The sequence below is a fragment of the Yoonia sp. genome, assembly GCF_046498525.1.
Taxonomy (GTDB): domain Bacteria; phylum Pseudomonadota; class Alphaproteobacteria; order Rhodobacterales; family Rhodobacteraceae; genus Yoonia.
The window spans coordinates 22765-34059 of the sequence record NZ_JAWOAN010000006.1; the positions used below are offsets into that span (position 1 = coordinate 22765).

General features: G+C 57.9%; 12 protein-coding genes. 8 read left to right on the plus strand and 4 right to left on the minus strand.

Annotation, left to right across the window (positions count from 1 at the left end):
• Positions 1-20 precede the first annotated feature (20 nt).
• Positions 21-587 carry a hypothetical protein gene (locus R6T97_RS00360; protein ID WP_410347326.1) on the minus strand — a complete coding sequence of 189 codons (567 nt, stop codon included), beginning with the start codon at positions 585-587 and terminating at the stop codon, positions 21-23.
• A gap of 451 nt (positions 588-1038) precedes the next feature.
• Between R6T97_RS00360 and R6T97_RS00365 the strand changes: the two genes are divergently transcribed.
• Complete coding sequence (locus R6T97_RS00365) at positions 1039-1332, plus strand: hypothetical protein (RefSeq protein ID WP_410347327.1); 294 nt, start codon at positions 1039-1041, stop codon at positions 1330-1332.
• 477 nt (positions 1333-1809) lie between these two features.
• On the opposite strand, the gene R6T97_RS00370 is transcribed toward R6T97_RS00365, so the two are convergent.
• Both R6T97_RS00370 and R6T97_RS00375 read right to left on the minus strand, forming a co-directional pair.
• On the minus strand, positions 1810-2106 hold the full coding sequence (locus R6T97_RS00370) for a DUF1330 domain-containing protein (protein ID WP_410347328.1): 297 nt from the start codon (positions 2104-2106) through the stop codon (positions 1810-1812).
• Complete coding sequence (locus R6T97_RS00375; protein WP_410347329.1) at positions 2106-2822, minus strand: GntR family transcriptional regulator; 717 nt, start codon at positions 2820-2822, stop codon at positions 2106-2108. The genes R6T97_RS00370 and R6T97_RS00375 overlap by 1 nt, the downstream gene beginning before the upstream one ends.
• A gap of 105 nt (positions 2823-2927) precedes the next feature.
• Here R6T97_RS00375 and R6T97_RS00380 point away from each other — a divergent pair, with 105 nt between their 5' ends.
• From R6T97_RS00380 to R6T97_RS00400, 5 genes are read left to right on the plus strand one after another with little or no spacing between them, the layout of a single operon-like run.
• The gene (locus tag R6T97_RS00380) at positions 2928-3530 is read left to right on the plus strand and encodes an amino acid synthesis family protein (RefSeq protein WP_410347330.1); all 603 of its coding nucleotides are present in this window, start codon (positions 2928-2930) and stop codon (positions 3528-3530) included.
• Positions 3502-4302 carry an alpha/beta fold hydrolase gene (locus R6T97_RS00385; protein ID WP_410347331.1) on the plus strand — a complete coding sequence of 267 codons (801 nt, stop codon included), beginning with the start codon at positions 3502-3504 and terminating at the stop codon, positions 4300-4302. The genes R6T97_RS00380 and R6T97_RS00385 overlap by 29 nt, the downstream gene beginning before the upstream one ends.
• Positions 4299-5222 (plus strand): flavin reductase family protein, encoded by a 924-nt coding sequence (locus R6T97_RS00390; RefSeq protein WP_410347332.1) that lies wholly within the window; start codon positions 4299-4301, stop codon positions 5220-5222. The genes R6T97_RS00385 and R6T97_RS00390 overlap by 4 nt, the downstream gene beginning before the upstream one ends.
• On the plus strand, positions 5219-6262 hold the full coding sequence (locus R6T97_RS00395) for an LLM class flavin-dependent oxidoreductase (RefSeq protein WP_410347333.1): 1044 nt from the start codon (positions 5219-5221) through the stop codon (positions 6260-6262). Before R6T97_RS00390 ends, R6T97_RS00395 begins: the two co-directional genes overlap by 4 nt.
• An 11-nt stretch (positions 6263-6273) precedes the next feature.
• A complete protein-coding gene (locus R6T97_RS00400) occupies positions 6274-7740 on the plus strand; it encodes an aldehyde dehydrogenase (RefSeq protein ID WP_410347334.1) in 1467 nt (488 codons plus the stop codon).
• Positions 7741-7863: 123 nt separating this feature from the next.
• Here R6T97_RS00400 and betI read toward each other — a convergent pair whose 3' ends face one another.
• Positions 7864-8451: a transcriptional regulator BetI gene (betI, locus tag R6T97_RS00405; RefSeq protein ID WP_410347335.1), complete on the minus strand. Its 588-nt coding sequence runs from the start codon at positions 8449-8451 to the stop codon at positions 7864-7866.
• Between the two features lie 147 nt (positions 8452-8598).
• Here betI and R6T97_RS00410 point away from each other — a divergent pair, with 147 nt between their 5' ends.
• Together R6T97_RS00410 and R6T97_RS00415 are read left to right on the plus strand one after the other, a co-directional pair.
• The gene (locus tag R6T97_RS00410; protein ID WP_410347336.1) at positions 8599-9627 is read left to right on the plus strand and encodes a glycine betaine/L-proline ABC transporter ATP-binding protein; all 1029 of its coding nucleotides are present in this window, start codon (positions 8599-8601) and stop codon (positions 9625-9627) included.
• A gap of 1 nt (position 9628) precedes the next feature.
• Positions 9629-11295, plus strand: a 1667-nt coding sequence (locus R6T97_RS00415; RefSeq protein ID WP_410347337.1) for an ABC transporter permease subunit, incomplete at its 3' end; no start/stop codon positions are given.

Genomic DNA, 11295 nt, shown 5'->3' on the forward strand with positions numbered 1-11295 from the left:
TCATTCTGCGGATGAAACAGCTATGTTTTCGACCTGTGAAAAAGACGCACCCACCGAAAGCCAAGCATAAGTGCCAGCATACAGGCGATGAGGCCGATGATATCCCCCATTACATAGACGAGGAGGACGCTCTTGAGTTGATTGATGCCGATGAGCCCGGAGTAGATGAGTGCATTTCCAACCGAATTGGCAATCGATGCCACAGCCCCGATGATGACGAGGCTCCTCCAGCCAAGCTTGTTTGACGGGCTCCAGTAAAAATCATAACCCAACAATCGGGCCCCTTCAAAAATCGCGTATGACACAACCGAGCCAAGCAGAATAGATTCCAGAACCGCTGGCCGGAGTAGATCGGCGTATTCTGTTGGGGTAAGCAACACCAAACTGACCACCGCACCAACGAACAGCCCAGGTATTGCCTTCCAGCCAAAAGCCCATGTTGCAAGGACCCGCACCCCGTGCGGGAAAAAACAGAGGCTTGCAAAGGCGGTTACCTCGGGCAGGATCAGCCGTTGGAGCGGTGTCACCAGAAAGGCCGTCAGCGCAAAACAAAAGATGTAGGCGGCGGCGACAAAGAAATGAGGCATGCGATCGATTTTGCGCGGTGTGATCAGGAAGCAATCACATCACCCTTTCCGCCTGACATACTCAACCAAAGGCTGCGCGTTGTCCATCTTATCAATCTTCGGCATAGGTACAGGAAGGTTTTGGGCCTGTCATCGTAAGCCACGAGGTTCAAAAGCGCAGGGTCGCCCCCGATTTCCAGAACAAGATGATGATCGCAGGGAACTGTAACAACATCATGTCCCCGTCGAGTGTTGCTTTTCTGTTGGCGGGCAACAGATGGCTGTTGAAGGCTTAAGACCTGCACGTTCTCGTGCAGCGTTCAAATTCGGATGAAAGGCAGCGCGAAAAATAACCGTTTACTCGTTACTAACTATAATCCCAAAATGAGATTTGTGGGACGCATTGTCAAGGGTGCCCATCTTGCGATAGGGTTGAATTTCGGATGATCACTCAGCGTCTCGGAGCATACAGATGAAAAGCATTGCGCAGGTGGCACATTTCAAGGAAATACTCTTTGGAATGGAGCGCGACCTTGGATTGGACGATCTGGGGCGCATTGAAAAGAACATCCTTTACGCTGCCACGATCTTGTCCGAGACCGCCGACAAGTTCGAGAGCGAGCAAATCCGCACCCATGCCCTGCTTTCCGGGGTTTCACGCAGCAGCTACTTCAGGGCTCTCAAGGAAGTTGTGGACGCAGGGTATCTCAACCATCAACCGGGTACGCAAAGATCGGTTTACACACTCTCTGACAAACAAGCGTGACCGTAGGGACGCGGGATCCTTTCAGGTCGTGATGAGCGATCGTCGGAAGTTAAACGGCCAATCAGCAAAGAAGATTGGACGGAACAGCGCCATAAATATCAATTTTGGACGTCAAGCTACATTGTGTTCACACGTCATTCATCTGCATCGGTGATACGCACGTTGCGTGACGGTTGTGAAAGGCTGCTCTCTGCATCCCGACTGCGTTTGCGGTGAAAGGGCGAAGCGCTTGCGGGCGCAGATGCGTAGAGCCTTGACGGGGTGGATGATCGGCTGAGACGCCACTGCCGTTGCTGGTATGTCATTTAGGGTTCCACAAAAAAGAAACCGGCAGCCATAAAGGACTTAGCAACCTCCCGTTTTCCGGCGTTAGCCGCGATCAGCTAGCCGATAACCCTCGCTTTCTCGTCTTTGCATTTTCCAGTTTTACGATAGTTGCGCACACAGTTTGAGGCAGAACCGCTTTTGCGCCTTGTGTCATCGGACTGAAGGCAGGCCGTCAACAAGGGTGACATGTGCCTTACAAGCCCCATCGCGTTGCGCCCGTGCGGCGGTGTATTCAGGCGATGCGTAACAGGCGCGGGCCGCTGCAAGGTCGGGGAAACGGATCAGCACGTGCCGGTCGAAAGGCGCACCTTCAACGACTTCACCCTCGCCCCCGCGCGCCAGAAACACTGCGCCATGTCGTGCAAAGGCCGCTGGTGCAGTGGCCTGATAACCGGCATAGCGTTGCGGGTCAGTGACTGTGACATGGGCGATCCAATAAGCGGGCATCAAGCTTGCCCATCTTTGGCGCTCGCCTCATCTGCGAGCAGGCGGCGGGCGATGGCGGCTGCCTCTGCCAAGTGGTTTTGCACCGCATGTGCGGCGCGATCAGGATCATTTGCAACAATCGCATCGCAGATTTCGGTGATCCGCGTCAAACCCGAAACGGGTCGGTCGGCCATGGCAAGGGTCAGTGCGCGCAGTCGCGAAATACGTCCGTTCAGACGATGCACGATGTCCCATGCAACTTCGTGCTCTGCCGTGGTAAAAATGACCTCGTAAAAATGGGTGGTGGTGGCGTAAACCGCTTGTTCCTTGTCGTCACCGTCAGGCTGGGCAAAGACGTTTCTCAACGCCTTCAGTACGGATTTCAGCTTGGTTTTTGCTGCGGCGTCTGCTTTCTGTGCGCAGGTGGTGGCGGCCTGTGCTTCCAACAACATCCGGATATCATAGATCTGTTTGGCCTGCGCCCAATCCATCCGCGCCACAATCGGGCCGGAACGGGGCGCGATTTCGACCAGCCCTTCGGCTTCGAGAAAACAGATCGCCTCGCGGATGATGGACCGGCTGACGCCGATCTGGTCGCATAGCACGCGCTCTACCAGCCGTTCGCCCGATGCGAACCGGCCGGAAATGATCGCTCCGCGCAGCCGTTCCAGCGTCAATTCACGCAGGGTTTTCGGGGCAGTGTCGATCCGAAGGTCATGAACTAACGCTGTATCCATACCCCGACAATAACCGTGCCGGTTACCCAAGGCAAGAATTTGTTGACAGATGATACGATGGTATACCAACATACAATTCACAGCAGATAAAATCCGGAGGCATGGATGCCAGTATCCATTCGCAAGACATTTCTGAACATTGAAAACACCCTGATCGAAGGTGGCAAAGCGGCCTCCCCACCCCTGATCATGATCACGGCGGCGGCGGTCTTGAAAAACCCATGGGCCGGCATGGGCTTTGTCGATGACCTGAAGCCAAAGATTCTGGAGGTTGCTCCGGTGCTGGGAGAAATGCTAACCGATATGATACTGCAACATGCAGGGTCAGGGGGCGCGGTCGAAGGCTATGGCAAGGCGGCAGTCGTGGGGTTGAACGGCGAGGTGGAACACGGCTCTGCGCTGATCCACACGCTGCGGTTCGGCAATTTCTATCGCGACGCGGTTGGCGCGAAAAGCTATCTGGCCTTTACCAACACACGAGGCCCCGCAAATTGCCCCATCATGATCCCGCTGATGGACAAGAACGATGCAGGGCGCCGGTCGCATTATCTGACCATTCAATTTGCCATTCCCGATGCCCCTGCGGCGGACGAAATTGTTGTGGCGCTGGGTGCGTCGATTGGCGGGCGCCCGCATCACCGCATCGGTGACCGCTATCAGGATCTGGAAGAGCTTGGTCATGACGTTGACAACCCTGCAGCTGTCTGACGGTCGCACCGTCGTTTTGCAGGATAAAGGGGTTGGACCGGTGCTTGTGTTGCTGCATGGCGTCGGTATGTGCGCACAGGCATGGGCCCCCCAGATCGCCGATCTTGCGCAGGATTACCGCGTGATCGCGCTGAACCTGCCCGGTCACGGCGGCAGCGACAGGTTGGCCGATGGCGCGCGCCTGCCGGAGTTTGTCGCTTGGGCGGCTGGGACGATTACCGCGCTGGGTCTGGGACCGGTGAATGTGGCGGGCCATTCGATGGGCGCACTGATCGCCATCGGGCTTGCGGTCGGCTATCCCGAATTGGTGAGGCGTTTGGCGGCGTTGAACGCGGTGCACCAGCGCTCTGCGGCGGCCCGCGCAGCGGTCGAGGCGCGGGCAGCGGCGATTGCGCAGGGCAAAGGTGATGTCTGCCAACCGCTGTCGCGCTGGTTCGAAGATGACCCCGCACAGCACGCGCTGCGCAAGCAGGTGATGGATTGGCTTGGCGCGATGGACCAGCGCAGCTATGCCGCCGCCTACCGCGCCTTTGCCGAAGGCGATGACATCTACTCTGGCCAATGGGCCAAGATTACATGCCCCGCTTTGGTGCTGACGGGGGACGGTGACCAGAATTCAACCGCCGAAATGACGCGCATCATGGCCGCTTCCGCACCGCAGGGCCGGGCGGTCGTGATTGCGGGGCACCGCCATATGGTGAACCTGACCGCGCCCGCGCAGGTCAATGCGGCCCTGCGGGACTGGCTGGAAAGACAAGAGGTGACAACATGAGTATTCAAGACACACGGCTGTTGCGCGATGCTTTTGGAGCTTTCATGACCGGTGTCACGGTTGTCACGACGATGGACGGCGAAGGTGATCCTATCGGGTTCACGGCCAATTCGTTTTCCTCTGTCTCGCTTGATCCGCCGCTTTTGCTGGTGTCGATTGCGAAAACTTCGCAGAACCATGCTGCCTTTGTGCAGGGGACAGGCTTTGCTATCAACGTTCTGTCCGAGACCCAAAAGGACGTATCCAACACATTCGCACGCCCTGTGCCCGACCGTTTTGCAAAGTTGGATTGGAAGGCGGGACCAGCGGGCGCGCCGGTGATCGCGGGTGTGTCGGCATGGTTCGATTGCGTGCTGCATCAGGTGGTGCCTGCGGGGGATCATGACATACTCATAGGGCGCGTGACAGCCTTTGACGCCAATCAGCGCGCGGGTCTGGGGTATTATCGCGGTACCTATTTCACTCCCAGCGCCGCGACGCAGGCGGTAGATGCGGGTCCGGATGTAGTAATTTCGGCGATTATTGAGTCCGCGGGGCATATTCTTTTGGTTGATGACGGTCACGGCGGGGCGAACCTGCCTGCAACCCCTGTCGGGCGGGTGGGCGCACAGGCGTCGCTGGCCGAAATGATTGCCGGTCTCGGCATTACGGCCGCGCCGGGGTTCATTTATTCGTTCTACGAAGACACCAGATCAGGCCAGCAGAACATTGCCTTTTTGTGTTCGCCTGCAGAGGGGCGGCCAACACGTGGTGCGTTTGTGCCGCTGTCGCCCACAGGCATTTCAGATGTCAGCGACCCTGCGGTCCATGTGATGCTGCAACGTCTCGCAGGTGAAACCGAGCAGGGCAATTTCGAGGTCTATATCGGAAACCAGGATCAGGGTCGGGTTTCATCGATGGCAAAAGGAAAAGTATCATGAAATTTTCATTGTTCATCCATATGGAACGTGTTTCGCCCGAGACGCCGCAAAAGCAGCTTTATGATGAAATGATCGCGCTGTGTAAAATCGCCGATGCGGGCGGAATGCATGCGATCTGGACCGGCGAACATCATGCGATGAACTTTACCATCGCGCCAAACCCGTTTCTGAACCTTGTCGATATCGCCCATCAAACAAAGAATGTGCGGCTTGGCACAGGGACGGTGATTGCGCCGTTCTGGCATCCGATCAAGCTGGCCGGAGAGGCGGCGATGGCCGACTTGTTGACCAACGGGCGGCTCGATCTGGGGATCGCGCGCGGCGCTTACAATTTCGAATATGAACGCCTCATGCCTGGGATGGATGCATGGGGCGCGGGCGGACGGATGCGCGAACTGATCCCGGCGATCAAGGGGCTCTGGGACGGGGATTATACCCATGAGGGCGAATATTGGGCCTTTCCCAAGACCACCTCGGCGCCGCTGCCCCTGCAACAGCCACACCCGCCGATCTGGGTTGCCGCCCGTGACCCCAACAGCCATGATTTTGCTGTCGCGCAGGGGTGCAACGTGCAGGTCACGCCGCTGCATCTGGGTGATGAAGAGGTGCAAAGCCTGATGGACCGCTTTAACGCGGCCTGCGCCAACCACCCTGAACAGCCACGCCCTCAGATCATGGTCTTGCGCCACGCTTATGTGGCCGACAGCGAAGAAGACGCAGAGCAGGCGGCGCAGGAAATCAATGCCTTTTACAACTACTTTGGCGCATGGTTCAAAAACGAGCGGCCCGTGACACAGGGCCTGATCGAAACCCTGACGGATGAAGATATGGCGAAACACCCCTTCTATTCGCCGCAGGCGATGCGCACGAACCAGATCATAGGCCAGCCGGACGAAGTGATCGCGCGGCTTAAATCATACGAGGCGATGGGCTACGACGAATTTTCGTTCTGGATCGATACCGGCATGAGCTTTGCGCGCAAAAAGGCATCACTTGAACGTCTGATCCATGATGTGATGCCGGCTTTCAAAGCAGAATAGAGGGCAGGTCTATGGAGAGATTTCAGCTATACATAAACGGGGAATTTGTCGATGGCGCGGGCTGGTTCGACAGCCTTGACCCCGCCTCCGGCAGAGTCTGGGCGCAGATGCCCGAAGCGCGCGAGACCGAAGTGAACCGCGCCGTGGACGCGGCTCATGCCGCATTTTCTGCGCCTGCATGGGCCGGATTGACGGCAACAGCGCGCGGCAAGCTGCTTTATCGGCTGGCCGATCTCGTACAAGAGGCCGCACCGAGGCTGGCCGCACTGGAAACCCGCGACACTGGCAAAGTCATCCGCGAAACATCGGCCCAGATCGCCTATGTCGCCGAATACTATCGCTATTACGCAGGTCTGGCGGACAAGATCGAAGGCGCACATCTGCCGATCGACAAGCCCGACATGGAGGTCTGGACACGGCGCGAACCTGTTGGCGTCGTCGCGGCGATCGTGCCGTGGAACAGCCAGCTTTTCCTGTCCGCAGTCAAGTTGGGGCCGGCACTGGCAGCGGGCTGCACCGTAGTTTTGAAAGCAAGCGAGGATGGACCCGCTCCGTTGTTGGAACTGGGCCGACTGGTTGACAAGGCGGGGTTTCCTGCCGGAGTCGTAAATATCATCTCGGGTTTTGGCGCACAATGCGGCGCGGTTTTGACACGTCACCGAAAGGTGGCGCATATCGCCTTTACCGGCGGGCCCGAAACCGCCGCCCATGTGGTGCGTGGTGCTGCGGAAAACCTTGCCACGACATCGCTGGAACTGGGGGGCAAATCGCCTTTTATCGTGTTTGACGATGCCGATCTGGACTCTGCCGCCAACGCGCAGATTTCGGGCATTTTCGCCGCTACGGGGCAAAGCTGCGTCGCGGGATCACGGTTGTTGGTGCAACAGGGTGTCAAGGACAGGTTTCTGGCGATCCTCCGGGACAAGGCCGCAGCGATCCGCATTGCCGCGCCGGATGACATGACAACCGAAGTGGGCCCGCTTTGCACCGCGCGCCAACGCGACGGGATTATCGCCGCAATCCGCGCATCAATTGATGCCGGGGCAAAGGTGATCACCGGTGGGCAACCCCTTGCGGGGGATGGTTTCTATTTTCCGCCTACGATCATGGATTGCACCGATGCGCCTGACGCCGATTGTCTGCGCAAGGAATTGTTCGGGCCGGTCTTGTCTGTCGTCGCGTTCGAGACCGAGGAACAGGCGCTGCAACTGGCAAATGATACGCAATACGGGCTGGCCGCCGGTGTTTTCACCAAAGACCTGACGCGCGCGCACCGGATGATCCGCCAGCTACGCGCAGGAATCGTCTGGGTGAACACTTATCGTGCGGTGTCGCCCATCGCGCCATTTGGCGGTGTCGGGCTGTCGGGGCAGGGCCGCGAAGGTGGGCTGGCGGCCGCGCTGGATTACACGACGGTCAAAACTGTCTGGCTGCGGACCTCTGACGATCCGATCCCAGACCCGTTCATTATGCGCTGATACCGCTTGGCCGTTGCCAGTCTTAGGTTGCGCCGCCCCGTGCAGCAGCCATGATATCGCGATTGGGTGCCAATGGATTGGTCTGATCACGCAAGACGCGCCTCTCGCGACGACACCGCGCCTTTAGGGCTGGGTCAATGCGGCGCTATAGCGGGCGATCTGCTCTAATGCCTCTTGGCGAAGATTGTCTTTTCTGTCGGGATGAAGGCCAAGACGCAGCCAGTAGCCGTTGATCAGTGTTTCCACCTCTACCACTTTTGGGGCGATATTGGCATCGGGTGCGATGGGCCGGATGGCGCTGGCGATATTGCTGTAGGTGCGACGTTCAATCACCGTCTGAAGACGGGTGAATTCTGCGTTGAACGCCACCCGTGGCACAAAGGAAACCCAGATCAGCGCATTGGCTTTGGTGTAAATCTCGGGGTCGAAATTCCCTTCAAGGATGATGCGCAGACGCTGTTCGGCATTCGTCGTTTTGCATAACCTCGCGGAGATCAGCTTGGCCATATCCCCATAAACCACGCGCATCGTTTCCGCGAGCAAGGCATCCTTGTTGCGGAAATGGTGATGCATGAAGCCGATGGAGAACCCCGCCTCGGCGGCGATCTTGGCTACGGTCGTGGTTTCGAACCCTTCGCGTGCAACAACCAACCGCGTTGCATTGATCAGTTCGCGGCGGCGAATATCCTTGATGTCGATCCGTTTGTTCATGACCTGATCCCGTAAATTACAAGAATAAACTACTAAAAATACAGCACTAAGGAAATATTGAATATTTTTCAATATTTTTCTTGGTGTTCAAAAATAACGGTCATAGGATCACGTAACTGGCAGGTAACGGAAGGGTGGGCGTGCGTTTTGATCAGCAAGGCAGGGCATATTCGATGCACAGATCTCTGGAAGGTTTTTGGCCGCACACCCGATGCGGTTATCGCGCGGCTTAAGTCCAGCCCCGACGATGCGGCTGAAGGGCACGTCGTTGCGCTGCGCGAGATCAGCCTGACGGTTGAACCGGGTGAAACCTGCGTTGTCATGGGGTTGTCAGGGTCGGGAAAATCCACTCTGGTGCGCTGCCTGACACGCCTGATTGAACCCGACGCCGGACGCGTGGAAATCGACGGGACGGATGTGTTGGGGCTGGATGCGCGCGGCCTGCGCGATTTGCGGCAGAAGAAACTGGCGATGGTGTTCCAGCACTTTGGCCTTTTCCCGCATCTGAACGTAATTGAAAATGTGGCCTATGGGCTGGAAGTACGCGGGATCGACAAACGCACACGTCTGGAACGCGCTGCCGATGTGATTGCCCTTGTTGGGCTAGCGGGGCGTGAAAGCGCATTTCCCGCCGAACTGTCGGGTGGTATGCAGCAACGCGTGGGCATTGCACGGGCGCTGGCTGTTGATCCCGAAATCCTGTTTTTCGACGAACCGTTTTCCGCGCTTGATCCCTTGATCCGCACTGAATTGCAGGACGAGCTTTTGCGGCTGCAGGCCGAGATGAAAAAGACGATCCTGTTCATCACCCACGATTTTAACGAAGCGATCCGTCTGGGCGACCAGATCGTCGTCATGAAAGACGGGCAAATCCAGCAGAAAGGTACAGCAGCAGAAATCGTGACTGCCCCCGCCAACGATTATGTGCGCAACTTTGCGCTGCAGGTTCCGCTTTATACTGTGCAGACCGCCGGACAGGCCAAAAGCACCCCCACCGACGCGGCGCGCGCGCGATTTGCGCAGGGGGTTTCGGTCGCGTCATCGGTGGCGCTCGGGGATCTGGTAAATCGAATGTTACAGACCGAGGGGCCTTTGCCAGTCGTTGCGGCGGATGGCAGTCTGGTTGGCGAACTGCGCCCCGAAAGCTTTTTGCGCGCTATGCAAAAGAGGATCTGAGGTGAGCGTGATCGAAACCCGACCAGCGGCACGCTCAGGCTTTGGCATCCGCTTGCCTGTTTGGGTCGGGGCGTTCGTCGCGTTGGGCCTACTATATGTTTCGGCCCTTATCTGGCCTGCGGCAGGGGCCGACATGGTGCCGCCTGTCGATTTTGCCGGCATGGTCAACACCGCAGAGAATTGGCTGCGTACGCATTACCGCGATGCGACAAGGTCTGCGTCACGGTTGGTGACAGGTTGGACTTTCGCGATCGATACCTTTCTGAATGCCCGACCGTGGCCGGTGATCGTGCTGTTTTTCGCCGGACTCGGCCAAATTTTTGGCGGCTGGAAACTAGCCTTGCTGGCAATGGTTTCTGTCCTGAGTTGGGCGGTTTTCCGGCAATGGGATGCCAGCCTGCAAACGCTCTCGTTGGTGGCGGTGTCGGTTGCGCTGTGCCTTGGCGCGGGCTTTCCCATCGGTGTCTTGTCCGGAACGAACCGATATGTGCGCGGCGCGCTGACGCCTGTGCTGGATGCGATGCAGACGATGCCGGCCTTTGTGTATCTTGTTCCTGCGATCTTCTTCTTCGGGGTCGGGGCAACAACGGCTGTCTTGGCGACCTTCATCTATGCCTTACCGCCTATCATCCGGCTGACAGCGCATGGTTTGCGGGCGACCCCGGATCAATTGATCGAGGTGGGTGACAGTTTTGGCGCGTCGCGCTGGCAAGCTTTTGTCCGCATCAGATTGCCCCTTGCAATGGGTTCTGTGTTTGTAGGTGTGAACCAGACGATCATGATGGTTCTGGCGCTGGTGGTTCTGGCTGGGATGGTGGGCGCGCCTGGCTTGGGCACGGAAATCTGGCTGGCGCTGCAACGGTTGAACATCGGCCGCGCACTGGAAGGTGGGTTGTGCATCGTGTTCATGGCTATACTCCTTGACCGGTTGGTCGCTGCGATGACAGCGTCAAAGGGCAGTCCGCAAGGCCGCATCGGCGGGACAAAGATGAGGATGTGCGCCTTTGCCGTGGGGTTTGCGCTGCTGGTCGTGGCTGATGTCGCGCTGCGAAGTGCCGGGTTGTTTGATCGGTTTCCGCGATCACTTGAGCTGAACATGCGACCGGTCGTCAATGATTTTGTCGGCTGGCTGGTGAGCTTGCCATGGCTTTACCAGACAACGGAACTGCTGACCTGGGTGATCTACACAGGCCTTTTGAACCCGTTGCAATCCGTGCTGTTGGCGCCGCCGGTCTGGGCCGTAGCGGCGGCAATGGTCATGGTCGGGCTTTGGCTGGGGCGGTGGCAGATTGCAGTCTTGGCCGGCGTGAGCTGTTTTGTCTTTGCCGTCACGGGCCTGTGGGAACCTTCCATGCAGACCTTGGCATCGGTGATCGTTTCGGTGCTGGTTTGCGCGCTGATCGGGGTGCCGCTTGCCATCTGGTCGGGTCGCAATATCAGGGTCGAACAGGCGCTGCGCCCTGTTCTGGATACGATGCAGACCATGCCCGCCTTTGTCTATCTGGTGCCAGTGATCATGCTGTTTGGCGGCAACCTTGTTGCTGCGCTGATTGCGACGGTGATCTATGCCTTGCCGCCGCTGGTGCGGATCGGCGCAATGGGTTTCCGTGATATTCCCGCCGAAGTGGACGAAGCGGTCAGATGCTTTGGCACCGGCCCATTGCACGG